General features: G+C 70.1%; 18 protein-coding genes and 1 tRNA gene. 6 read left to right on the forward strand and 13 right to left on the reverse strand.

What is annotated here, in order from left to right; genetic code table 11:
* Positions 1 to 44: 44 nt before the first annotated feature.
* Entirely contained in the window at positions 45 to 1,601 is a 1,557-nt protein-coding gene (locus tag ACFWTE_RS22690) for an alpha/beta hydrolase (protein WP_378781790.1), read from the reverse strand.
* Between the two features lie 223 nt (positions 1,602 to 1,824).
* Positions 1,825 to 3,006 carry a DNA polymerase III subunit delta' gene (locus tag ACFWTE_RS22695; protein WP_378781792.1) on the reverse strand — a complete coding sequence of 394 codons (1,182 nt, stop codon included), beginning with the start codon at positions 3,004 to 3,006 and terminating at the stop codon, positions 1,825 to 1,827.
* Between the two features lie 215 nt (positions 3,007 to 3,221).
* Here ACFWTE_RS22695 and ACFWTE_RS22700 point away from each other — a divergent pair, with 215 nt between their 5' ends.
* Positions 3,222 to 3,470 (forward strand): hypothetical protein, encoded by a 249-nt coding sequence (locus tag ACFWTE_RS22700; RefSeq protein WP_378781794.1) that lies wholly within the window; start codon positions 3,222 to 3,224, stop codon positions 3,468 to 3,470.
* Positions 3,471 to 3,591: 121 nt separating this feature from the next.
* On the opposite strand, the gene tmk is transcribed toward ACFWTE_RS22700, so the two are convergent.
* From tmk to ACFWTE_RS22730, 6 genes are all read right to left on the reverse strand, one after another.
* Positions 3,592 to 5,691, reverse strand: a complete 2,100-nt coding sequence (gene tmk, locus ACFWTE_RS22705; RefSeq protein WP_378781796.1) for a dTMP kinase — start codon at positions 5,689 to 5,691, stop codon at positions 3,592 to 3,594.
* Positions 5,692 to 6,149: 458 nt separating this feature from the next.
* Entirely contained in the window at positions 6,150 to 8,993 is a 2,844-nt protein-coding gene (gene topA, locus ACFWTE_RS22710) for a type I DNA topoisomerase (RefSeq protein ID WP_378781798.1), read from the reverse strand.
* 639 nt (positions 8,994 to 9,632) lie between these two features.
* Entirely contained in the window at positions 9,633 to 10,727 is a 1,095-nt protein-coding gene (locus tag ACFWTE_RS22715) for a hypothetical protein (RefSeq protein WP_378781800.1), read from the reverse strand.
* A gap of 345 nt (positions 10,728 to 11,072) precedes the next feature.
* Complete coding sequence (locus tag ACFWTE_RS22720; protein ID WP_378781801.1) at positions 11,073 to 11,792, reverse strand: chaplin family protein; 720 nt, start codon at positions 11,790 to 11,792, stop codon at positions 11,073 to 11,075.
* 160 nt (positions 11,793 to 11,952) lie between these two features.
* Entirely contained in the window at positions 11,953 to 12,990 is a 1,038-nt protein-coding gene (locus ACFWTE_RS22725; protein ID WP_378781803.1) for a hypothetical protein, read from the reverse strand.
* 224 nt (positions 12,991 to 13,214) lie between these two features.
* Entirely contained in the window at positions 13,215 to 14,537 is a 1,323-nt protein-coding gene (locus tag ACFWTE_RS22730) for a M20/M25/M40 family metallo-hydrolase (protein WP_378781805.1), read from the reverse strand.
* Between the two features lie 141 nt (positions 14,538 to 14,678).
* On the opposite strand from ACFWTE_RS22730, the gene ACFWTE_RS22735 reads away from it, so the two are divergent.
* From ACFWTE_RS22735 to ACFWTE_RS22745, 3 genes are all read left to right on the forward strand, one after another.
* A tRNA-Leu gene (locus ACFWTE_RS22735) sits at positions 14,679 to 14,763 on the forward strand.
* Positions 14,764 to 15,375: 612 nt separating this feature from the next.
* A complete protein-coding gene (locus ACFWTE_RS22740) occupies positions 15,376 to 15,591 on the forward strand; it encodes a DUF2945 domain-containing protein (protein ID WP_378781807.1) in 216 nt (71 codons plus the stop codon).
* The gene (locus ACFWTE_RS22745) at positions 15,584 to 16,120 is read left to right on the forward strand and encodes a DUF488 family protein (RefSeq protein ID WP_378781809.1); all 537 of its coding nucleotides are present in this window, start codon (positions 15,584 to 15,586) and stop codon (positions 16,118 to 16,120) included. The genes ACFWTE_RS22740 and ACFWTE_RS22745 overlap by 8 nt, the downstream gene beginning before the upstream one ends.
* A 677-nt stretch (positions 16,121 to 16,797) precedes the next feature.
* Here ACFWTE_RS22745 and ACFWTE_RS22750 read toward each other — a convergent pair.
* On the reverse strand, positions 16,798 to 17,016 hold the full coding sequence (locus ACFWTE_RS22750; protein ID WP_378781832.1) for a hypothetical protein: 219 nt from the start codon (positions 17,014 to 17,016) through the stop codon (positions 16,798 to 16,800).
* Positions 17,017 to 17,118: 102 nt separating this feature from the next.
* On the opposite strand from ACFWTE_RS22750, the gene ACFWTE_RS22755 reads away from it, so the two are divergent.
* A complete protein-coding gene (locus ACFWTE_RS22755) occupies positions 17,119 to 18,219 on the forward strand; it encodes an aldo/keto reductase (RefSeq protein ID WP_378781834.1) in 1,101 nt (366 codons plus the stop codon).
* Positions 18,220 to 18,826: 607 nt separating this feature from the next.
* Complete coding sequence (locus tag ACFWTE_RS22760) at positions 18,827 to 19,534, forward strand: DUF3159 domain-containing protein (protein WP_378781811.1); 708 nt, start codon at positions 18,827 to 18,829, stop codon at positions 19,532 to 19,534.
* Between the two features lie 355 nt (positions 19,535 to 19,889).
* On the opposite strand, the gene ACFWTE_RS22765 is transcribed toward ACFWTE_RS22760, so the two are convergent.
* From ACFWTE_RS22765 to ACFWTE_RS22780, 4 genes are all read right to left on the reverse strand, one after another.
* Complete coding sequence (locus ACFWTE_RS22765; protein WP_378781813.1) at positions 19,890 to 20,525, reverse strand: DUF305 domain-containing protein; 636 nt, start codon at positions 20,523 to 20,525, stop codon at positions 19,890 to 19,892.
* Positions 20,526 to 20,651: 126 nt separating this feature from the next.
* Complete coding sequence (locus ACFWTE_RS22770) at positions 20,652 to 21,050, reverse strand: hypothetical protein (RefSeq protein ID WP_378781814.1); 399 nt, start codon at positions 21,048 to 21,050, stop codon at positions 20,652 to 20,654.
* Between the two features lie 240 nt (positions 21,051 to 21,290).
* Positions 21,291 to 22,301 (reverse strand): NlpC/P60 family protein, encoded by a 1,011-nt coding sequence (locus ACFWTE_RS22775; RefSeq protein WP_378781816.1) that lies wholly within the window; start codon positions 22,299 to 22,301, stop codon positions 21,291 to 21,293.
* 281 nt (positions 22,302 to 22,582) lie between these two features.
* Positions 22,583 to 22,999 carry a hypothetical protein gene (locus ACFWTE_RS22780; protein WP_378781818.1) on the reverse strand — a complete coding sequence of 139 codons (417 nt, stop codon included), beginning with the start codon at positions 22,997 to 22,999 and terminating at the stop codon, positions 22,583 to 22,585.
* Between the last annotated feature and the right edge of the window lie 403 nt (positions 23,000 to 23,402).

Raw genomic sequence — 23,402 nt, forward strand, 5'->3', positions numbered from 1 at the left:
GGACACCGGGGTGCGGGGCACCCCGGTGTCCCGGCCCCGCCCGGTCAGGCGCAGGCCATGCCGTCCTCGGGGACGGTCAGGTCGATCAGGTAGGCGTCCACCATGTCGTCGACGCACTGGTCGCCCATCCGGTAGGCGGTGTGGCCGTCGCCGTCACGGGTCACCAGGAACCCGGACTCCAACTGGCCGGCCAGCGCCTCGGCCCACACGTACGGGGTGGCCGAGTCCCGGGTGGTGCCCACCACCATGATCGGGTCGGCACCCGAGCCGTCCAGGCCGGTGGTCGGGGTCACCGCCTCCTCCGGCCAGTACGCGCACGGCAGGGCGCCCCAGGCGAGCGTCGGGCCGAAGATCGGCGACTCCTCGCCGGCCTCGGCCGCCGCCTGGACGTACGCGTCGACGTCGCGCGGACTCGGCGAGTCCGAGCAGTTCACCGCGATGAGCGCCGCAGTGGAGTTCTCGTAGGTCGCCGGTTCGCCGCGGCTGTACAGGTCGTCGCCGAGTTGGAGCAGCATGGTGCCGTCGCCGTTCTCCATCGCCTCGGTCAGGCCCTGGCGCACCAGCGGCCACCAGCTCTCGGTGTACAGGGCGGCGAGAACACCGAGTTCGGCGCGGGCCCGGTTGACCTCGCGGTCGTCGACGCTGTTGGACAGCGGCTCCGCCGCGGTCTCGGCCAGGAAGTCGCTCAGCGCACCGACCCCGTCCTCCACGCTGTCCCCGGAGCCACCGAGCGGGCAGCCCTGCTGCCCCAGGCAGTCCTCGATGAAGGCCCGCAGAGCCGTCTCGAACCCGGTGGCCTGCGCCACGCTCAGGTCGAGCTGCTCCTGGCTGGGGTCCACCGCACCGTCGAGGACGAGGGCGCGGACCCTGTCGGGGAACTCCTCCGCGTACTGTGCGCCGATGTGGGTGCCGTAGGAGGCTCCGAGGTAGGTCAGCTGCTCGTCGCCGACCAGGGCGCGCAGGATGTCCATGTCGCGGGCGACGTTGACGGTGCCCATGTGGAGCATCAGTTCGGGCGCGTTGGCCTGACAGGCCTCGACGAACCCGCGGCTGTCCTCCACCAGCTCCGCCAGCTCCGCCTCGGTGACCTCGGACATGTCACCGTCCCCCTCGACCTCGTCCACCCCTCCGAGGAACTCGTCGAGCCCTTCGGTGTCCAGGCAGGTCAGCGGTGAGCTGCGGCCGACACCGCGCGGGTCGAACCCGACCACGTCGAACCTCTCGCGCACCGCGTCGCTGACCGTGGAGGCGGCGTGGTCCACGTAGTCGTAGCCGGAGCCGCCCGGCCCACCGGGGTTGACCAGCAGGGAGCCGATACGGTCGCCGCCCTCCGAGGGGAAGCGCTTGACCGCGATCTCGACGCGCTCACCGCCGGGTTCGTCGTAGTCCAGGGGCACCTCGTAGACCGAGCACTCCGCGCCCTCCGGTCCGCTGTCGCACTCGCCCCAGGCGAGTTCCTGGTCGGTGAAGTCGGCCAGTGCGGGGTCCGAGGTGGCGACGTTGCCCTCTTCCGGGACGTCCTCCCCGCCCGTGCACCCGGTCGCCAGCAGCACCGCACCGGCCAGTGCCGCCGCCAGTGCCCCCCGAACTCTCGTCGCCACGGATGTCCGCCCTCTCGTTACCGCCGACCGGTGGTCGGCGCGTCGTCGGCGCCGCACGGCCCGGCCGCGCGGCGTGTTGTCTCTCAGCCCTGGGGGCGTGTCCTTCGGAGCGTTCCGGTCGACGGTCCGGGGCCGCCTGTACCGGTGCCGGTCGGGCCGGGCAGACCGGGCCCGGAGCGTCTGTGGTGCGCGGTCCCGCGTGGGTCCGGGGCGGCCGTCCGTGTCACGCGCCCCCACCGGCCAGGAGGGCGGAGGTCATGGCCTCCATGGCGATCTGGGGGTGCACGTTCGCCCCGATGCGCCCGCGGCACTCCATGATGGCGTCGACCCGTCGCAGTGTGGTCTCGGGGGAGCTGGACCCGGCCACGCGCTCCAGGTCCGCGGAGCGCTCGCCGGTGGACAGCTCGACCGCGGCCCCCAGTTGGAGGGCCAGGACGTCCCGGTAGAAGGCGGCGAGATCGAGCAGGGCCCGGTCGTAGGAGTCGCGTTTGATCCGGGTGGCCCGGCGCTTCTGCCGTTCCTCCAGGTCCTTCATCGCGCCCGCGGACCCCCGCATGGCCTTGGCCACCCCCTTGCCGGTGGAGCCTTCGCCGAACGCGGTCCTGAGCTCGTCCTTCTCCTTCTCGTCCAGGGCCGTGGTGAGGGCCTTGGACTCCTCCTCGGCGATCTCGTAGAGCCGGGCGGCGGAGGTGACGCACGAGCCGAGACCGTCGAGCCGGGCTGGGATGGACAGCACCTCCTCCCGGCGCCTGCGCGCCTCGGGGTCGGTGGCCAGCTGCCGGGCCCGGTCGATGCGGCCCGCTGCGGCGACCGCGGAGGCCTGGGCGAGCACGGGGTCGACCCCGTCGCGCTGGACGAGGGAGGCCGCCAGCTCCCGGGTGCCGGGGGTGGTGAGGGTGACCAGTCGGCAGCGGGAGCGGATGGTGACGAGGAGGTCGTCGGGCGCGGGCGTGCACAGCAGCCACACGGTGCGCGGGGAAGGCTCCTCCACCGCCTTGAGCAGGGCGTTGGAGGCGGCCTCGGTGGCACGCTCGGCCTCCTCGAACAGCACGATCCGGAACCGGCCGCCGGAGGGTTTGGAGCTCGCCCGCAGCACCAGCTCGCGGGTGGCGGCGACACCGAAGCTCAGCCCGCTGGGGCGCACGTACAACAGGTCTGGGTGGGTCCCGGCGAGCACCTGGTGGCAGGAGGGGCAGTGCCCGCAGCCGCCGTCGGGGCACTGCAGGGCTGCGGCGAAGGCCCGGGCCGCCTCCGAACGTCCCGAGCCGGGCGGCCCGGTGAACAGCCAGGCGTGGGTCATCCCCGTACCCCGGCCCCCGGCGACGAGGTCCGACGCCCCGGCCACGGCTCTCCGGAGCTGGCCTACCGTGGCCTGTTGGCCGATGAGGTCGTCGAAGACCGTCACGCTTCCCCCCGAGAACCACCGCTGATGTCTGTTCTCAGGATAGGAGCCGCCACCGACGCCCGGACCGTTGTCCACAGGCCCGCGCGGGTGGATAACGTGGTGCTGTCCCGGTCGAGCACGCCCGCTCCGCGTACGGCCACCGCGGCGGTCCCCCGGACCTTCGCGACCTCCGTCCCTTCCCCCTGTCCCTCGTAGAAGATCCGGAGCAGTCCCCCTTGACGCATCCCCCCTCACCGCACTTCCAGCCCCGGCACGAACCCCCGACCGGGCAGGGCTCCTCCCCGTTCCCCGAGGACGGGTCGCCCTTCGGGGGGCGGACCGGCCGGCCCTCGTTCGCCCCGCCCGAACCTCCCAAACGCGGGATGTCCGCCGCCGACCGGATCGGCGCCCTCGTCCTCGGCTGCGTGATCGTCGCGCTCGTCGCACTCGTCGGTGTCGCGATCGCCGTCCTCCTCCCGGTCTGACGGGCCCCTGCCCCGGGTTCCCCTGCGGACAGCCCGGACGGGACGGGGGAGGCCCCGGCGGTCCTCCGCCGGGGCCTCCCCCGTCAGCGCGTCCCGGCCCTCGCCGGCCGGGTACCGCTGCTCAGTCGTTCCTGATCACCGGGATCATGCCCGTGACCGCCTCGGCGCTGCTCGGCACGGGGTCGGGCAGGAGGGAGCGGACCCGCCGCTGGATCTCGCGGGTGATCTTGTCCTGCGGCTCCCGGGCGTCGAGCACCAGGTAGCGGTCGGCGTCGGCCTTGGCCAGGTCCAGGAAGCCCTTGCGGACCCTGGTGTGGAACTCCACCGACTCGGCCTCGATGCGGTCCGCGGGACCGCCCAGGCGGGACAGTCCCTCCTCGGGGCGCACGTCCAGCAGCACCGTCAGGTCCGGGACCAGGCCCTGGGTGGCCCAGTCGCTGATCTCCCGGATGTCGTCCACGGACAGGTCGCGGCCGGCGCCCTGGTAGGCGAGCAGGGAGTCCACGTAGCGGTCGCTGATGACGACCGCGCCGCGCCGCAGCGCGGGCAGGATCTCCTGTGCGACGTGGTCGGCCTTGTCGGCGGTGTACAGCAGCACCTCCGCACGCGGGGTGATGTGGGAGTTCTCCCGGTCCAGGAGCAGACCGCGCAGGCGCATGCCGAGCTTGGTCGCACCCGGCTGGCGGGTGCCGATGGCCTCGAAGCCCTGCTCTCGCAGCCACACCGTCAGCTCGCGCACCTGGGTGGACTTGCCCGCGCCCTCGCCGCCCTCGACCACGATGAACGCGCCGGAGTGCGCGGAAGGCTCCTCCTCGTCCTGGCTGACCGCGACGCCCCGCAGGGCGGCGAACAGTTCGGGGAGCAGACCCGGACCGGCGTCCGGGTGGTCCTTGTTCATGTGGCGGTAGCAGACCAGCGCCACGAGGAGGACCAGTAGCCCCGAGGCCATCAGGACGACGCCGCCGCCGCGCAGGTCGTAGGTGAGCGGACCGACCGGGATGGCGTAGTCGCCGATGAAGCCGGCGGCCAGCGGGGCGAGCGCCATGGCGAGCAGCAGCGCGACACGGGCGGAGCCGTGCACGAAGGCGACCGCTCCCGCCCGGTTGTCGTCCTCGACCTCGTCGCCGATCATCGCCAGACCGGTGGCCCAGGCGATGCCAGCGCCCACTCCGAGGAGTCCGGTGAGGACGGCGGTGAGCACCATGTCCCCGACGGCGCCCGCGAACAGCAGGGCCAGGCCGGAGAGGGCGATGCTCAGGCCGAACAGGCGCCTGCGGCTGAACTGCTTGAGGATGCGGGGCCCGGAGACCGCGCCGAGGGCCATCCCCGCGAAGACCGAGGCGAAGACGACGCCGAAACCGGCGTTGCCGGCGCCCAGGCCCTCAAGGTGGACGCGTGCGACGCCGATGACGGCGGCACCGCCCGCGAGCGAGCCGAGCAGGCCCGCCACGAGGCCGCGGGGGAGCGGCTCCCCGCCGGGCCGCCGCCCCGTCGCCACGACCCGCAGGATCCCGCTGTCACGGGTGTCGCTCTCACTGTCCCTGGCGGACTTGTGCTTGGGAATCGGCAGCGCGCCGACGACGCCCGCCGCGACGAAGAAGGTGAGGCCGTTGAGGTAGAGCGCTATGTCCGCCTCGGGGCTCGCCATGGAGGGCAGCAGGGCGCCGAGCACGTTGCCGACCGAGGCGAGCACCGCGAACAGCAGGGCTGCGACGGGGGCCGTGCCGTAGGTGGTGAGCAGGTTCAGCCTGTCGGCCTGGGCTACCAGCTTGCGGGGGACCAGGGTGGGGACGGTGGCGTCCTTGGCGGGCGCCCAGAACAGGGCGACGAGCTCCGCCAGGAGGTTGGCGATGAGCAGCCACCCCAGGGCGAAGTCCGGGAGGAGAAGGCCCACGAGGGGGATCGAGACGTACAGGACGCCGCGCAGGACGTCGGTGACGACCATCGTCCACTTGCGGTCGAGGCGGTCCGCGACCGCCCCGGCCAGCGGGCTCAGCAGGATAGACGGCGCGAGCTTGATCACCACGACGCCGCTGAGGGCCAGGTACTGCACGAGTGGGGAACTGTCGGCGGTGAAGATCGCCGCCAGGGACATCAGAGCCAGCAGGCTCAGCCAGTCACCCAGGCTGGAGAGGGAAAGCGAGATCCACAGCCTGCGGAAGGGTGTGATCGCGAGGACGTTTCGCGCCTCGACTGGCGCTCCGGGTGCAGATCTGCTCATAGCGCTCAAAATTATCAGTGAGGGGGAAAGGGAATGACGGACACGGGATCCGTCCCAGAATTCGGTGGGTGACGCCGGGGATCGCACACGATTCTGCGTCCTCATGAGTCACGCCCACACTAGTACGGAAGATCATTTCCGAACAGGGGTGGAGACCGCCCACCGGTGCGGACACGGAGATAGTACTCACCCGGGCACCCCTGCGGGGGATGCCCGGGTGGGCGAGGGCCTTCGGTGGCGACCCGCGGACGGGAAGGGGGCTCCGTCGGCCGCTAGGCCGTGTTCCGCGGATCATTCCGGGCTCGCGTCACCCAGGCTGCCTCTCGCCGCGCCGACTGCGCTCGGACAGCCAAACCCGGGCTGACCTGCGCTACTCGTCTCACGAGAGATGGCCTGGAAGCCGCTCGCGTCGATCGGCGCAAGCGCCGAGTCAACCGAAAGCCCCCATGGAACACACCCTAGGAACCGTTCTCGTCCGCAGTCCCCTTCGCGGAGGTCTTGGGGACGCCGGTCTTCTTGGCCGGGGCCTTCTTGGCGGCCGTCCTCGTGGTGGTGCCGGTCTTCGCGGCCGTCGTCTTCTTGGCGGCGGGCTTCTTGGCCGGGGCCTTCTTGGCCGCGGGCTTCTTCTTGGCGGGCGCCTTGGCGCGGCGCTCGGCCAGCAGCTCCGAGGCGCGCTCGTCGGTGATCGACTCCACCTGGTCGTCCTTGCGCAGGGAGGCGTTGACCTCCCCGTCGGTGACGTAGGGGCCGAAGCGGCCGTCCTTGACCACCATCTTGGCGCCCGACACCGGGTCCTCGCCCAGCTCGCGCAGGGGCGGGGTCGCGGCACGGCGACCGCGCTGCTTGGGCTGGGCGAAGATCGCGCGCGCCTCGTCCAGGGTGACCGTGAACATCTGCTCCTCGGTCTCCAGGGAGCGGCTGTCGGTGCCCTTCTTGAGGTAGGGGCCGTACCGCCCGTTCTGCGCGGTGACCTCGTCGCCGTCGATCTCGCCGACCACGCGGGGCAGTGACAGCAGACGCAGCGCGTCGTCCAGGGTGACGGTGTCCAGGCTCATCGACTTCAGGAGCGAGCTGGTGCGCGGCTTGACCTTGGCCTTGGCGCGCTTGGGCTTGGTCGCTCCCTCCGCCTCCTCCGGCTCCTCGATCACCTCGGTGACGTAGGGGCCGTACCGGCCGTTCTTGGCCACGACGGGACGGCCGGTCCCAGGGTCCGTACCGAGCTCGCGGTCGCCGCTGGGCTGGGCGAAGAGCTCCTCGGCCTTGGCCTCGGTCAGCTCGTCCGGCGCCAGGTCCTCGGGCACGTTGACCCGCACACCGTCGCGGTCCAGGTAGGGGCCGTAGCGTCCCACCCGCAGCACGATGTCGGTGCCCGGCAGCGGCAGGGAGCTGACCTCCTTGGGGTCGATCTCCGACAGGTGGTCGCCCACGAGCTCCTTGAGACCGGTCTCCCGATGGCCCTCGGTGTCCTCGCCGCCGAAGTAGAAGCGGCGGAGCCAGGGCAGGCTCTCCGCCTCGCCGCGCGCGATGTCGTCGAGCACGTCCTCCAGACGGGCGGTGAACTCGTAGTCCACGAGGTTGCCGAAGTGGCGCTCCATCAGCTGCACCACGGCGAAGGCCAGGAAGGAGGGTACGAGGGCCGTGCCCTTCTTGAACACGTAGCCGCGGTCCAGGATGGTGCCGAGGATCGACGCGTAGGTGGAGGGGCGACCGATCTCCCGCTCCTCCAGTTCCTTGACGAGCGAGGCCTCGGTGTAGCGCGCCGGCGGCCGGGTGCTGTGCCCCTCGGCCTCCAGGTTCTGGGCCTTGAGCGGGTCGCCCTCGGCCATCGCGGGCAGGCGGCGCTCACGGTCGTCCAGGTCCGCGGCCGGGTCGTCGGACCCCTCCACGTAGGCCTTGAGGAAGCCGTGGAAGGTGATGATCTTGCCGGTCGCGCTGAACTCGGCGACCTCACCGGTGGAGGAGGTCCCCTCGATCCGCACCGTGACGGACTCACCGACCGCGTCCTTCATCTGGGAGGCGACGGTGCGCTTCCAGATCAGCTCGTAGAGCCGGAACTCGGGGCCGGCCAGACCCGTCGAGGCGGGGGTGCGGAAGGCGTCGCCCGCGGGGCGGATCGCCTCGTGCGCCTCCTGCGCGTTCTTGACCTTCTTGGCGTACACGCGCGGCTTGTCGGGGAGGTAGTCCCCGCCGTACAGGCTGCGCACCTGGGAGCGGGCCGCGTTGACGGCGCTGTCCGACAGCGTGGTGCTGTCGGTACGCATGTAGGTGATGTAGCCGTTCTCGTAGAGCCGCTGGGCGACCTGCATGGTCTGCTTGGCGGACAGCCCCAGTTTGCGGGACGCCTCCTGCTGGAGGGTCGTGGTGCGGAACGGGGCGTACGGCGAGCGGCGGTACGGCTTGCGCTCGACCGAGCGGACCGAGAACCCGGCGCCGGCCAGGCGGTCGGTGAGTCCGCGCGCCGTCGCCTCGTCCAGCTGGCGGACGTCGCGGTCGGTGCGCATCGTCCCCTGCGGCGTGAAGTCGCGGCCGACGGCGATGCGCGTGCCGTCCACGGAGACGAGGGTGGCCGGGAAGGTCGTCGGCCCCTCCTGGACGCCCGCCTCCGTCGCGTCGAAGAGCGCCTTGAGGTCCCAGTACTCGGCGGACGTGAACGCCATGCGCTCGCGTTCGCGCTCCACCACCAGCCGGGTGGCGACGGACTGGACACGGCCCGCCGAGAGCTTCGGCATGACCTTCTTCCACAGCACGGGGGAGACCTCGTAGCCGTAGAGGCGGTCCAGGATGCGCCGGGTCTCCTGGGCGTTGACCAGGCGGGTGTTCAGCTCCCGGGTGTTGCTCGCCGCGCGCTGGATCGCGTCCTTGGTGATCTCGTTGAACACCATGCGCCGGACGGGGATCTTGGGCTTGAGCTCTTCGAGGAGGTGCCAGGCGATGGCCTCGCCCTCGCGGTCCTCATCTGTGGCGAGCAGAAGGAGGTCGGCGTCCGCCATGAGCTCCTTGAGCTTCCTGACGTGCGACTTCTTGTCCGCATTGACGACGTAGAGCGGTTCGAAGTCGCCGTCGACGTCCACACCGAGCCGGGCCCAGGACTCGCCCTTGTACTTGGCGGGGATCTCGGCGGCCTTGTTGGGCAGGTCACGGATGTGACCGATGCTGGACTCCACGACGTAGCCGCGCCCCAGATAACCGGCGATGGTCTTCGCCTTGGCGGGCGACTCGACGATGACCAGAGCGGTGCCCGCCCCCTGCCGTCCGCTGTCCTTCGAGCCGTTGTTACCGGCGCTGCCCTTCGTGGGTGGCACGCTGTTCCCCTACGTCTAGCCTTACGTGATCTATCCGGCCGCGGTCTGTCGGTTCCCGTGGGAACCGACAGTAACCGAAACTCCAGGCACTCCCCCGTCGATGGGCGGGCGGGACCCTCTCCGCGTGTGCGGGGTCCACCGCCCCGGGCAACCGCCCGGCTCACACCCACCGGCATCCGCAGAATAAGCGCTTCGCGTACCGGTACCGGTCCGTAGCGTACGCGAGCTGTCCTGGCAACGCCCATCCGTTAACGGTCGCCGCCTTCGACGAACACACGGAACCTCCCCGCATAGTGACTTCGGTCACACTTGAAAACGTCCGAGCGACGACATCCCCCAGAATGCGGCGAGTCCTCCCGGATATTCCCGGGAGGACTCGGCTCACGTCCCGAGCCGGCGTCGTCACCTCCACCCTCCCGCAGTCCACCGCGTTCCAAACGGAACGGGAGTGCGGAGGCGACTCAACCTGCTCTACGGACGCACACGGCACCAGCGTGCCGGGGCAGGGGTCCCGCTCCCCGGGTCGCCGCCGTCCTGTGGGATTCGGCACCTCGCAGTCCACCGCGTTCCAAACGGAACGAGGCGCCGGCATCCTCAGGTTCGGGCGGCGGGCCCAGGGGCGCTACCCCGCGCTCGTCGCTACAGGCCGATGCCCGCGGCGCCGAGCAGCTCGCCGACGACGTCGACGCTCGGAGCCGCCTCGGGCAGCTCGTCGGCGTGCTCGGGCGCGTGCTCGCGGACGGCCTGCGCCGTGGTCTCGCTCAGGGTGTAGTCGACGGGCAGCAGCTGCGAGACGGGGATCTCGGGCAGGTCCCTCACGACCGGGGCGGCGTCCAGCACCCCGGACTGGTGCTCGGTCGCGCTCTGGTGCACGACCGCGGCGCCGTCTCCGGTGGAGCTGGCGCCCGCCAGGCTCGCCACGGCGGCGACCGCGTTGCCGGTCACGTTGACGGGCACGTCCCCGTGGGCGACCAGCTGGTTGCCACCCACCAGGGAGCCGTTGCCCGAGGTCACGACCTCGGGCTCCTTCTCGATGACCAGCGCGCCGGTGTCGGTGGCCGCGGCTCCCGCGACACCGCCCACGGCGCCGATCGCGTTGCCGGAGACGTTCACCGGAACGTCCAGGTGGGCGACCAGCTGGTTGCCGCCCAGGGCCGAGCCGTTGCCGGAGGTGGAGACGGACTGGTGCTCGCGCGGGGCCGACTGGCGCAGGATGCCCGCGTCCACGCCGGAGGTGTCGGGCAGGAGGCTGATGTTCGAGACGGCCTCGCCCAGCAGCTCCTCCACCGTGTAGTCGGCGGCAGCGGACTGGTGGCGGCGGCCACCGCCGTTCTGTACCAGAGCGCCGGTGTCGGTGGCCGCGGCTCCCGCCACGCCGCCGACCGCGCCGATCGCGTTGCCGGAGACGTTCACCGGAACGTCCAGGTCGGCGACCAGCTGGTTGCCGCCCAGGACCGAACCGTTGCCCGAGGTCGCGACCTCGTTGTGGTGGTCGACCACGGCGGCACCGGTGCTGGTGCTCGACGCGCCGGACGTGCCCAGGATGGCGCTGACGGCGTTGCCGGAGATGTTGACCGGGATGTCGGCGTTGGCGACCGCCTGGTTGCCGCCCAGGAGCGAGCCGTTGCCAGAGGTGGCGGCGTCGGTGTCGGCGAAGGCCACGCCACTGCCCAGAGCGACGAATCCCGCCGCCATGAGCACGGACTTCGCGGAGGTGCTGGCCCACTTACGCATGTGGGGAGTCCTTTCGAGAAAAGGTGGAAGAGAAGGTGTGCTTGTGCGTGCTTGTGCGTGCTGGTGCTCGGTCCACAGGCCGTTCCACATCCCTGGGTGGGGTGCGGGCCTTCGGCCAAGGCCGGGGATCATCCGGTCGGCCACGCAACTGGGCGGTGCGTGTCGGCCGGTTCGGAAGAGCGCGCCGCGGTCTTGGCCCGTTGGTTGCGGGTGGACGCGCGCGCCCGTCGATCAGCCCCGCCCCGGTGGGGCGGCGGCTGACGTGAACCCCGCGCACGTGGCCTCGGCCGGTGCTACGGGACTCGCGTCAGCCCCCGGGCCGCGTGAAGCGGCCCGGGAAGCCGATCAGACGCGGGCTCGGCGACGCTTTCCGGCGACGACCAGGCCGACCCCGGCGGCCACCGCGGCGACCGCGGCGGCGACCAGACCGAACAGGCCGGTCGCGTCGGCCCCGGTGACCGCGAGTTCCGAAGCGGCGGGCTCGGACGACAGCGAGGAGAGCTGCTCGGACGTCTGCTCACCGGGCAGCGCGGGCACCTCCTCGGAAGAGGAGCCGGGTCCGCCCGGTGCGGCCTGCTCGTCCACAGGCACCGAGCCCCCCTCGGAGGACTCCTCCTGGTACTCGGGGACCTCCTGGCCGGGGGTCTCACCCTCCGACGACTCCTCATCGGGGTCGCCTCCCCCGGGGTTCTCCTCCTTGGGCGACTCCCCTCCGGGGTTCTCCTCCTTGGGCGACTCCTCTCCCGGGGTCTCCCCTTCCGAGGACTCGTGCTCCTCTTCCTCGTAGCCGCCGTGGGGCCCGCGGCCGGTGGACGACTTGCCCTCGGTCACGGAGGCCCCCGAGTCCGTGCACTGGGCGCCGGCGAGGCCGAGGATCGCGATCGCGTTCCCGCAGACGTTCACCGGGATGTCACCGTCCACGACGAGCTGGTTACCCCCGCCGATGGAGCCGTTCCCGCTCGTGGCGATGTCGGCGTAGGCGGTTCCGGCGGTGGCGGCGGCGGTGGCGGCGATGAAGCCGGCGGTCACCAGTGCTGCGATACGTGCTTGTGTTGCGTGGGTCATCGCGTGTCCTTATGTCAGCGAGAAGGTCGGCTGGCTACACGTGTGACCGCGGTCGGAGAGCTTCGGGCTCTGAGAAAAGCCGGAGTGAAGGCACGCCCGCCGGAATCGGCAGGACGGCTGCGTGCGGGAGCGCACGGACCGGCCGCGGTCGAAGACGCGGCTAGTCGGGGGCGAAGCTGGGGTCGTCCGCGGCGTCGCGGACGACCAGGGACGGGTCGCCGGGAAGGGCGACCCGCTGGGCACGGGGAGCCAGGTGGGCGGCCCGAGCCATCAGGAACCCGGCAGCGCCGGGAGCGGGAAAGGACGGGGCGGTGGCGCCGGTGGCGTCCGCTCCGGCCGAGTGGTGCGAGCCGCCACCACCGATGAGGCGGATGCGCTCACCGGGGTCGTCGTCGTGCACCCGCTCGGCTGCCTCGACGGCAGCCGAACCCCATACGGCCGACGCCGCGCGAGCGCTGATGTCCGCCGACGTGCCTGAACGCGGCACGTCGGTGCCGCGACCGGGCTCGGTGGCGGTGCGCTCGACAACGGGACCGGCCTGGTCCGTGGTGAGTTCGTCCGTGGCTCCGAGAACGGGCAGGCCCAGGGGGGCCGTCGCGTTCGCGGTTTCGCTGATCCCCCCGTGGACGGCGCGAGTGGACTCGGTCAGCCCTTCGGCGACCGTTCCCACCAGTCCGCCGCCACGCAGCGAATCGTCGGTGGAGCGGACCACGTCCTGCCCTGTACGGGCGATACCGCCGACGAGGCTTCCCGCGCCACGCGCGGTCCCGTCCACGGTGGATGCGGTGTCGTCCACGACCCTGTGAGCCGCGGCTCCGGTCCTCGTCTCCTCCAGCGCCGACACGACACCGGTCTCGTCCAGGGCGTTCGCGGGAAGCGCGGCGGCCCGGGGCACGACGGTGCCCGTCAGTGTCTCCGTGGCGGAGCCCGCCTGGGCGGCGGTGTCGGAGAGCCGGGTGTTGCGGGTCTGCTGGACGACGGCCGTGCCGGTCTCCTCGGCGGTGCCGCCGAGGTCCATGACGCGGTCGACCAGTCCGTCGACGCCGTGGGCGGTCTCGCTGTGGGCGACACCGATCCCCCCGGCCAGCCAGGCAACGGCGACGATGCCGGACAGGAGCAGCAGGCGAGCGCAGGCACTCCGGGACACACAGACAGCGCGACCGGTCGACACCAGCCACCCCCTGCCCGTGAGCACCATGATGCCCCTCGTTTCTCTACCGCTGGACGGTCCCGTGCGGCGGCGCCGCCACGGTCACACCGGTGCCGGTTCGCCCCGCACGGAGGCGGGAGGAGAACCATGACACCCTCGAACTCGTTGCAACCGTAGCATCACGTTGGGTGATGGCGCATCGGAATGAGAACCGCGCCGAAAAACTTTCTCGGCACGGTTCACCAGGCAGGACACCGCAAAACGCAGCGAGGTCAGCTCAATCCGACGAAACGGTCCAGGACCCTGACGCCGAACTGGAGGCCGTCCACCGGAACGCGCTCGTCCACCCCGTGGAACATGCCCGCGAAGTCCAGCTCCGGGGGCAGCTTGAGAGGCGCGAAACCGTAGTTGCGCACGCCGAGGCGGGAGAAGCTCTTGGCGTCGGTCCCGCCGGAGAGGCAGTACGGGACGGCCTTCGCGCCCGGGTCCTCGGCCAGCAGCGACTCGGACATGGCGTTCACCAGGCCACCGTCGAAGGACGTCTCCACCGCGGGCAGGTGGTGGATGAACTCGCGGTCGACCTTCGGGCCGAGCAGTTCGTCGATCTTCGCGAAGTACGCGTCCTCGGTGCCCGGCAGGAAGCGGCCGTCCACCTGGGCGGTCGCCTCGCCCGGGATGACGTTGGCCTTGTACCCGCCCCCCAGCACCGTCGGGTTGAGGGTGTTGCGGAGAGTGGCACCGACCATCCGGGCGATCGGCCCCAGGCGGGCCACCGTGGCCTCGACGTCCTTCTCCTCGAAGGGGATGCCGAACTCCTCGCAGAGCTCCTCCAGGAAGGTCCGCACGGTGGGGGTGAGGTGGAGCGGGAACTCGTGCCGGCCCAGCCGGGCGACCGCCTCCGCCAACTCGGTGACCGCGTTGTCACGGTTGATCATCGAACCGTGCCCGGCGGTGCCGCGCGCGGTCAGCTTCATCCACGCGATGCCCTTCTCCGCGGTCTCCACCAGGTAGAGGCGCCGGTTGTCCTTCACCGTGAACGAGAACCCGCCGACCTCGCTGATCGCCGAGTCGCAGTCGGCGAACAGCTCCGGGTGCTCGGCCACCAGGTACTGGGCTCCCCAGGTGCCCCCCGCCTCCTCGTCCGCGAGGAAGGCCAGCACGATGTCGCGCGGGGGCCGCCGCCCCTCGCGCAGGCGCTGGCGCAGCATGGCCAGGACCATCGCGTTCATGTTCTTCATGTCGACCGCGCCGCGGCCCCACACGCACCCGTCGGCGATCTCGCCGGCGAAGGGGTGGTGGGTCCAGTCCTCGGGCGCCGCCGGGACGACGTCCAGGTGGCCGTGGATGAGCAGCGGAGGACGGGTGGAGTCCTCCCCCGTGATCCGGGCCACGACGTTGCTGCGCCCCGGGTGCTTCTCGTAGATCCTCGACTCGACGCCGACCTCGTCGAGCTTGGCGGCCACGTACTCCGCCGCCTTGCGCTCCCCCGGGCCCGAGTGGTCGCCGTAGTTGGAGGTGTCGAACTCGATGAGCTCCCGGCACAGGTCGACGACCTCGACCTCCGCCGCGCTCAGAACCTTGTCTGACTCTGCCATCTGACGCTCCCGTCCAGCCGCACCTTTTGCCCTGCTGTCCCCACGACCCTGCCACGATGACCCGCGGCGGAAAACCTGGTTCGGGCCACCCCAGACTTTTGCTATGGTTGACCTGTACGGCGCGAGGGCGCCGGACACCCGGTCCGGGTGGCGGAATAGGTAGACGCGCTAGCTTGAGGTGCTAGTGCCCGTTAAGGGTATGGGGGTTCAAGTCCCCCCTCGGACACAGAATTATGCATATCACTGCATAAAAATGCATCATTGCAAAATCCCAGGACCTCGTGTCCTGGGATTTTTCCGTTTTACACCCTCCGCAGCATCCGATAGATATGCACGGCGGTGCATGTTTTGCATGGGGGTTCGATACGGTTCGGTTCCCCGCAGGGATATCGAAGTCGCGGGAGTCGCTACACCCAGGGCACGATCCCCTCTCGGTGTGGGTACTCAGGGTCTGTTCGATCGGGTCGTACCCTGAGTTTCAGCCCCGCCGCTCGGCATGCGGCGACCTGGTCGGGTACGGGGGAAGTCGACCTCCTCCAAGGGAGCACCCGTTGGTGCTGAGACCTTGCTACCAGGGGCAAGTTCGGCGCCGATCTTGCCCCTGGTAGCAAGAAGCGTCCGGTCGCCCGCGCGCGACACGAAGGGCTGGCGGCCCTACGACGGCGACGGGACACATGACACCAGCGACGTGACCGGCGGACACTTCGACCACCTGCACGTCACCGCCAAGGTTCGATCCTGAGACATTCTTCGGTTTGATGTCGGGTTCGGCGATGTCCGTTCCGATGCTTTGACCAGGCCGAGGTGTTCCAATGGATTGATCACGGAGGGAGTCGACATGTCTGACCGGTTCAGTGTTGGTGATCATGTGACGTGGAACTCGGAGGCGGGACACGTCTCCGGCACGGTGACGAAGGTGCACACGAAGGACTTCGACTACAAGGGCCACACCCGCCGGGCCTCCCCGGACGATCCGCAGTACGAGATCAAGAGCGACAAGACCGCCCATATCGCCGCTCACAAGGGCGGCGTCTTGCGGCTGGTCGATGAGTGAGCCGTCCTTCACGATCGGGCATTCCAATCGAACGCTCGCCGAGTTCATCGAGCTGCTCCAGGAGTCCCATGTCGAGTTGGTCGTTGATGTTCGGAGGCTTCCAGGCTCTGCCCGGTATCCGCAGTTCGACCAGGACACGCTCTCAGTCGTCCTCGGCGAGGCGGGCATCCGGTATCGGCGCGCTGAGGGGCTGACCGGACGTCGTCCGGTGAGCAAAGACGTACCGTTCGAGGTCAACGCCTGGTGGGAGAACCGCAGCTTCCACAACTACGCCGACCACGCGCTCTCCGACGGCTTCCGGAGCACCCTCGCCGAACTGCGGGAGTGGGGACGCACGCGACGCTCAGCCGTGATGTGCTCCGAGGCAGTGTGGTGGCGATGCCACCGGAGGATCATCGCCGATCATCTCCTCGCCCGCGATGAGGACGTGCGGCATATCCTCGGCCCCGGCCACATCGATGCGGCACAGCTGAGTCCCGGCGCCTTCACCGACCCCCACGGCAACGTCACATATCCTGCCACCGGATAGCGGAACCTCAGGAGCTTCCCCCCTCACGGCCCCGGGGTGAACCGCGTACGGCGTGCGGGCCCCGCTATGGTGGGTCGCGCCCAGTCGCGGTGCATCCCGATCAGGCGCGCGAGCTCCTCGATGGGCCCCTCGTCCGCCCCGGAGGCTCGGGCCACACGGTAGAGGTCGCTGGAGGCAAAGCGTCAAACGCCCCTCTTTTCCCCACTTCTTGATCAACCGGCCCCAACGCTGCTTGCGTCCGAAACGACCCGCGATCTGACGGCCCGTCGGAAGCGAACCATCCGCTTGCCGATTCTCCAACGCCCACTTCCAGGGGTCCCGCTGCACCCTGGGTGGAAGCCGTTCGCCCTCTATCTCGCTCGATTCAGACGCGCGACCACATAGTGGGGTCGGCCACCGCCACGTTGGCCGCCAAGGACGCAACCGAGCCGATAATCAGCAGGGTCATGGACGAGGCAACGATCATCCCGTCCACGGACAACGGGAACAGGACCGCGCGCCACTCGGGCTCACCGTGACGCAGCGCCAGCGGACTCGGGTCCCATAGGGGGATGGTTGAAGTCCCTCTCGCCCACCAGCGCCGGATGCGCGACCTTTTTCGAGACCGCCCACTCCTGCCCCGGAACTTCTTGGGACACGTTGCCCGAGCCAATGCAGGAGGAGCGGGCAGCCACTAGCTAGTCCGGTCGGTGCAGGCCCGCGATGAGGAGCTCGACCACCCGGCGTGGATCGTATCGGGGGTCCTCCTCCGCGCCGATGCAGATGTTGCCGACCCCGCGCATGAGCTCGTAAGCATCGATACCGGAGCGAATCTCGCCGGCCTGGGCCGCAACGTCGAGCAGTGCCCCCTCGTTGCGCCGGGCGTCGGCCCGCTTGCCCCGGGCCGGGTGCCCCACGCCCTCGTCGTCGTCCTTCACCGCTCTGCTCCCGCTCCGCCGCACTTGCTAAACGGAACACTGCTCCGTATAGTTCTTTTCGGAACAATGCTCCGTTTGCTCATGATTCCAGAGCAGGAGCGCACCGCCAAGCCGCGCATGCCCACCATGCGCCCGCTTCGCTTCACCGTGGAGGAAACCGCCATGCAGAACCGCACCTTGGGCCGCACCGGTATGCAGGTCAGCCCACTCGCGCTGGGCGCGATGAACTTCGGCGCCATGGGTGGCACCACCCAGGACGAGGTCACCGCCATCGTCGACACCGCCATCGAGGCCGGGGTCAACCTCATCGACACCGCCGACGTGTACAGCCGAGGCGAGTCCGAAGAGATGGTCGGCAAAGCCATCGCCGGTCGTCGAGACGACATCGTGCTGGCCACGAAGGGCGGCCTGCCCATGGGCGATGAGCGCCATCGTCGGGGCGCCTCGCGACGCTGGTTGACCACCGCGCTGGATGACAGCCTGCGCCGTCTCGGTGTCGATCACGTGGACCTGTATCAGATCCACCGCTGGGACCCCGCCACCAGCGACGAGGAGACGCTGTCGGTCCTGACCGACCTTCAGCGTGCGGGCAAAATCCGCCACTTCGGCTCCTCGACCTTCCCCGCCTACCGGCTCGTCCAGGCCCAGTGGGCCGCCCGCACGCACCACCTCGGTCGTTACGCCACCGAGCAGCCCAGCTACTCAGTCCTGCAACGCGGCATCGAGACCGACGTGCTACCCGTGGCCCAGGAGTACGGGCTGGGTGTGCTGGTGTGGAGTCCGCTGGCTTCCGGTTGGCTGTCGGGGGCGATCCGGGAGGGCCGCGAGATCACCACCAATCGCTCGGCGTTCATGCCGCAGCGCTTCGACACCGCGATCCCGTCCAACCGGGCCCGGCTCGACGCGGTGGAACAGCTGGCGGCGGTCGCCGACGAGGCCGGCCTGACCATGATCCAGCTCGCTCTCGGGTTCGTGACCTCCCACCCGGGCGTGACCAGCGCGCTCATCGGACCCCGCACGCCGGACCACCTGAACGCGCAGCTGGCCGCCGCGGACACAGTGCTCACCAACGACGTACTCGACGCGATCGACTCCATCGTCGCCCCTGGCACCGATCTGTCAGCACACGAGAAGAACGACACCCCGCCCGCGCTCCTGGACCCGTCGCTCCGGCGTCGCTGAGCGTCCCGGGACAGGGGGAACAGCTCCGTCCGTTAGACGGGCTCGCCGTGGCGCCGGGCCAGTTCGAATATGGGGAAGTTAGGACACCACCGCGGCGATGCCCGCGAGCATGAGCACGATGTCGACGCCCTGACGCATCAGGTGGTCCAGGCAGGCAACCTCGACGACGTCGACGATCTCGGCTCGCCCCTGCAATACCGGATGCAACGCGCGATAGGGCTGCATAAAAATCCACCACTACAAGATGGTGATGTCGATGCGTGGCAGCGACACCTTCGATCAGCTGCTCATGGAACACCTCTTGCGGGGTGAAAACCCCGGACAAGCACGCGGCCACGACCCCGGACGCCGCATCCCCGGCCCAGGGCGAGAGCTCCCTGAGCTGCGATGACACGAAGTCCGTGCCGCGGTACCGCTACCGGGTTCCGCGCGCCGGCCACCCCGCTCCCTGCTCGGAACGCGACCCCGGGCTCGTCCTCATACAGCCCCGCACCGCCCTTTGGGTGACCCACAGCACATCACTCGGATTTGAGTGTGCCGTAACGGCATGGTCTTTGCTGGACTCACGAACAGATCAGACCAACGCTCACCCTCTCGGGAGGACGGCATGACCACCACCGAACCCGTTCGCACCGCCGACCACAGCGACGACAGCGACGAACGGGCACCCGGGACCGAGCAGCCGGTCAGCACCAAACAAGCCGTGCTCGACCAACTCGGCGGCACCTCCGGCATGATCTACACGACCCTGCCCGTCGTCGTGTTCGCCGCGGCCGTCCCCTTCACCACCCTGACCGTCGCCATCGTGGGCGCGATCGCCATCGCCGCAGTCCTGACCGCCTTCCGCATGTGGCGCGGAGAGCCCTTCATGGCCGCGCTGGGAGGCGTCTTCGGCGTCGCAGCGGCCGGAGGCCTGGCCGCCTGGACCGGATCCGCCAACGACTTCTTCCTCATCGGCATCTGGGCCTCCCTGGTCGGGGCCGTCATCACCCTCGCCTCGCTCCTCGTGCGCCGCCCCCTGACCGGCGTCATCTGGAACGCCTTCCACGGCGGCACCCACCCCTGGCGCCAGGACAAGCCCTCCCTGCGTATCCACGACCTGGCCACTCTCGCCGTCACCGCCGTCCTCGCCGGCCGCTTCATCGTCCGCCAGTGGCTCTACCTCGCCGACTCCACCACCGGACTCGCCATCGCCGACACCCTCACCGGCATCCCCCTGACCGCACTGGCCGCCGTCGTCGTCATCTGGGCCTTCCGGCGCTCCACCAAACGCCTCGTCGAGGACACCGACACGAAGGACACCGCACAGGAGTGACCCTTCTGCCGCGACACCCGGCGAGCCGTCCCCCGATGGCCCGGACAGGTCGCCGCCCGGGGAGTCGTGGCGAATGACCACGCCATCTGCCCCCCGGCCGGAGCGGAGCGGATCCAGCAAGCGCGTCCCGGCGACCGGCGCCCGAACCGATCTGCGGAACCTGGTCGGCGCGGACCGCCCGAGCGGAGGCGCCCGCCGGTGTCACACACGGCTCCGTGCGCGGCACCGACGGGCCCGACCGTCGTCGGCCATCGACAGGGCGAACGGTTCGATGGCGTCGTCCAGCGCGGGACGGGTGCCGGGCGGTCGCCCGGCACCCGCCACGGGTCGGTCGGTACCCGCTGGGCCCGTCGTCCTACGGGGTCGACTCCTCGTCACCACCGGTTCCGAGCATGTCGTTCATCTGCTCGATCTCGGTCCGCTGCGCGTCGACCATCTGCTGCGCCAGTTCCTGGGCCTCGGGGTCGGCGCCCTGCTCGATCTCGGTCTCGGCCATGGTGACCGCACCTTCGTGGTGCTCGACCATCATCTCCAGGAACATGGTGTCGAAGGCGTCGCCCTCGGCCTGCTCCAGGTCGGCCATCTGTTCCTCGGACATCATGCCGTCCATGCCGTCATGGTCCATCCCGTCCATGTCGTCATGGTCCATCCCCTCCATGCCGTCCATGGGCTCCTCACCCCACGACTCCAGCAGGCCGTTCATCTCCTCGATCTCGGGCCCCTGGGCCGCCTTGATCTCCGCCGCCAGTTCCCGTACGTCCTCACCGGCCCGGGACTCGGCCAACTCCGACATCTCCACGGCCTGCTCGTGGTGCGGGATCATCATCCGCGCGAACCTGACGTCCGCTTCGTTGAACTCGGCCCCGCCCTGCTCGGAGGACTCCGGTGCGGCGTCCGTCGACTCGTCGTCGGTCCCACCGCACGAGGCCAGGAACATGGCTGCCGCGACGGCGACAGCCGCCGGGGCGAAGGCACGCTTGTACACGGTCATGGTCGGTTCATCCCTCTCTGTGGTCATTCTTCCGCGCGCGAGCTCGCGTCGGCGCAGCGGTTGTGGTGCACACACCGGGGCAGACGTCGCTTCCGGACCGGCCGGTCGGCGTCCGCTCGGAAGCTCCTATATGCGGAAGACCTGTAACTGCGCCAGGGAGGGGGAACCGGGTGGAGGAGAGAGGTCCCTGAGCGATCGGCGGAGCCGACGCACCGCCTGCTGCGGCGCCTCCGGCCACGGAGTGAACGCCACCGCGGCGACGCCCAGCAGCGCGATCGCCAAACCCGTGATCGCCAGGCACACGACCGTGGGGTCCGTGGGGGGCGGGTCGGAGTCGACGGTGGCGTGTCCCGGTTCCGGACCAGTAACCAGGGCCGCCATCTCATGGCCGCCGCCGTGCGCGTCCTCGTGCGGATGTCCCAGCGTGTGCATGGCGCCCAAGCCCAGTACCAGCGCCGCCAGCAACAGGATCCGCACCCATGCGAGTCCCGTGCGGCGGCTGCGCCATGACGTGGGCGATGACATAACCGCAGGGTAACAGCGCTGCGTCCGCGGCCCCGGCGATCGCGAGCCGGCGCGGGACCGAAGCGAGGTCCCGAAGGCCGCGCGGGCTTGTCCCACCCTCTCTCCTCCTACCTCGGTACGGCTGAACCTTCTCCGGAGCACCCCTGACGCGCTGTGGAAGCAAGGGGACGGCTTCGTGGGGCGCGCCACGGGGGCGCGCCCCACGCCGGGCTCGGCGTCGCCGAGCCCGGACGACGCCCGTCAGGGACGGCGGGCTCCGACGAAGTGCTGCGCCCAGTAGTCGGCGAGCCGTACCTCGGAGATGGTCTTTCCGCTGCTGGGAGCGTGGACCATCAGGCCGTTTCCGACGTAGAGGCCGTTGTGGCCCAGGTCGGGGAAGAAGAAGAGGATGTCGCCCGGTTGGATGTTCTCCCACGAGACCTGGTTGGGCAGGTCGTACTGGGTGTACGTGGTCCGGGGGATGCTCACCCCGGCGGCTCCCCATGCGGCCTGCGTGAGACCGGAGCAGTCGTAGCCGTTGGGACCCGTTCCGCCCCACAGGTACGGTGTGCCGATCTTGCCGTAGGCGAAGTCGATGGCGGTACGCGCGTTACCCGAGGCCGAACCGGTGTAGGTGGGTGTGTCCCCTCCCCCAGCGGCCGACTCGCCCGCGCCGGCAGGGTTCTCCCCGCCGAACGAGGCGAGGAGTTCCTCCTGCTCGGTGAGGCTGGCGTCCACCTCGTCCTTCTGCTCCTCCAGTTCCTCCAACTGTTCGGCGGCTTCGTCGCGGGCCAGATCGGCCTCCTCCTTGAGGGCGATCAGGCGCGCGTCGCTCTCGGCGAACGCCTCCAGTTCGCTCCTGCTCGACTCGGAGAGGTAGGACAGGTCCGCGGACTGCTCGTAGATCTCCTCGGGGTTGTCGACGAAGAGCGAGGTCCGCACCGAGTCGGGGTCGTTGGACTGGTAGCTGGCGCTGGCCAGCCGGGCCGCCTTCGTCTGGAGCTCCTCGTAGTGCTCCTCCTCCGAGCCGACCTGGTCGTCCAGTTCCTCGGTCTTGTGTTCGGCGGCTTCGAGGCTCTCCTCGGCCTCGTTGTACTCCTGCACGAGGGTGCTCGACTCCTGGAGGAGCTCCTCGATCCGCTCCTCGACCCCCTCACGGGTGGGTTCGGGTTCCGCGTGGGCCACGGCGGAGGGAAGGAGCATGCTCCCGGTGATCGCGAGGGCCAGGCCGGAGAGGATCCGGTTCCTGGCGATGCGGCGGTTGTTCTCCATGAAGACCTCATAGTCGGGTACCGCGCTCGGTGAAGCGCGGGAAGTCGGCGGAAAGCTCGGTGGGGACCGACACGGCAGAGCGCTCCTGTGTCGGGGTGGCGCGCGAACGCTCGGTACGAGGGCACCGGAGGCGTACTGGTGAAACCGGCGCGTCGAACGGTCGACGGGGGCAGCCGTTCAGGGAACGGCCGGCCCGGGCCGTTCGGGGGACCGGGGGAATCGCGCGGGCGACAGGCGAACGCGCGCACGCGCGTTCGGACGGGTGGGCTGGGTCGGCCGGTCTACACCCGGCGCACGCACAGGGACACGAGTGCCCTGGTGCCCCCGAGCGGAAGGGCGCGGTGGTGCCGGGGCGCGCGGTGACCGGCGACCGGGCGCGGCGAGGGCAGGAAGGGGCCGATGAACGCGAAGACGCCGAAGCCCAGCAGCGCGGACGCCGACAGGGAACCCACACGCTGGTCCGACAGTACGCCCGCGCTCTCGCCGCAGGAGTCGTGCTCATGTGTGTGCGCGGCGTCGGGGGAGTCCGCCACGTGCTCAGCCGCGTGGCCGACCGCGGTCGGGGAGGCGACGGAGTCATCGGACGAAGCCGCGTGGGGGTGGCACAGGGAGATGGCCACGACGCCCAGGGCCAACAGCATGGTGAGGAACGCTCTGATCCAGAGCGGCGTCACTGTCGTCGGCGATGCTGCGGGCACGGGTGACAGGCTACCGAAACCGTCGGGAAAACATAACCAGGGCGGAGACTGGCGATCAACAGCACTTTTCGCGCCTCCCCTTGCCTACCTCGACCCCTGCGGGGCCCGGAAGCCCATGGGGTGGCCGGCGGCAGTCTGTCCTGGCCGGAGCCCGAGGAGGTGAGTGGATCAGCTTCGGCGCCCGATCAACCTCACTCCCAGGTTTGTGGCCTGGGAGTTTGTTGCTCTCCTGGGAAATGTGGGGCCGAGGCGAACAAACACCGACCAACCGGACACCCCGGACAGGAGAGAGACGGAAAACGGCGAATCTGGCCAGCCAGGTCGCCGACAGGGGCACGCCCAACGAGAAGACGACTCCCCAGCGTGGTAAGACAAACACAGAAAGTAACGATACTGGCCGTAG

Source organism: Nocardiopsis sp. NPDC058631 (assembly GCF_042716955.1).
Classification (GTDB): Bacteria; Actinomycetota; Actinomycetes; order Streptosporangiales; family Streptosporangiaceae; genus Nocardiopsis.

What these genes read in the sequence shown, in the direction of transcription:
- tmk (WP_378781796.1), bottom strand. Translation starts at nt 5,691, where the DNA reads ATGAGCAGATCTGCACCCGGAGCGCCAGTCGAGGCGCGAAACGTCCTC.
- ACFWTE_RS22715 (WP_378781800.1), bottom strand. Translation starts at nt 10,727, where the DNA reads ATGCGTAAGTGGGCCAGCACCTCCGCGAAGTCCGTGCTCATGGCGGCG.
- ACFWTE_RS22720 (WP_378781801.1), bottom strand. Translation starts at nt 11,792, where the DNA reads ATGACCCACGCAACACAAGCACGTATCGCAGCACTGGTGACCGCCGGC.
- ACFWTE_RS22725 (WP_378781803.1), bottom strand. Translation starts at nt 12,990, where the DNA reads ATGGTGCTCACGGGCAGGGGGTGGCTGGTGTCGACCGGTCGCGCTGTC.
- ACFWTE_RS22730 (WP_378781805.1), bottom strand. Translation starts at nt 14,537, where the DNA reads ATGGCAGAGTCAGACAAGGTTCTGAGCGCGGCGGAGGTCGAGGTCGTC.
- ACFWTE_RS22740 (WP_378781807.1), top strand. Translation starts at nt 15,376, where the DNA reads ATGTCTGACCGGTTCAGTGTTGGTGATCATGTGACGTGGAACTCGGAG.
- ACFWTE_RS22745 (WP_378781809.1), top strand. Translation starts at nt 15,584, where the DNA reads ATGAGTGAGCCGTCCTTCACGATCGGGCATTCCAATCGAACGCTCGCC.
- ACFWTE_RS22755 (WP_378781834.1), top strand. Translation starts at nt 17,119, where the DNA reads ATGATTCCAGAGCAGGAGCGCACCGCCAAGCCGCGCATGCCCACCATG.
- ACFWTE_RS22760 (WP_378781811.1), top strand. Translation starts at nt 18,827, where the DNA reads ATGACCACCACCGAACCCGTTCGCACCGCCGACCACAGCGACGACAGC.
- ACFWTE_RS22765 (WP_378781813.1), bottom strand. Translation starts at nt 20,525, where the DNA reads ATGACCGTGTACAAGCGTGCCTTCGCCCCGGCGGCTGTCGCCGTCGCG.
- ACFWTE_RS22770 (WP_378781814.1), bottom strand. Translation starts at nt 21,050, where the DNA reads ATGTCATCGCCCACGTCATGGCGCAGCCGCCGCACGGGACTCGCATGG.
- ACFWTE_RS22775 (WP_378781816.1), bottom strand. Translation starts at nt 22,301, where the DNA reads ATGGAGAACAACCGCCGCATCGCCAGGAACCGGATCCTCTCCGGCCTG.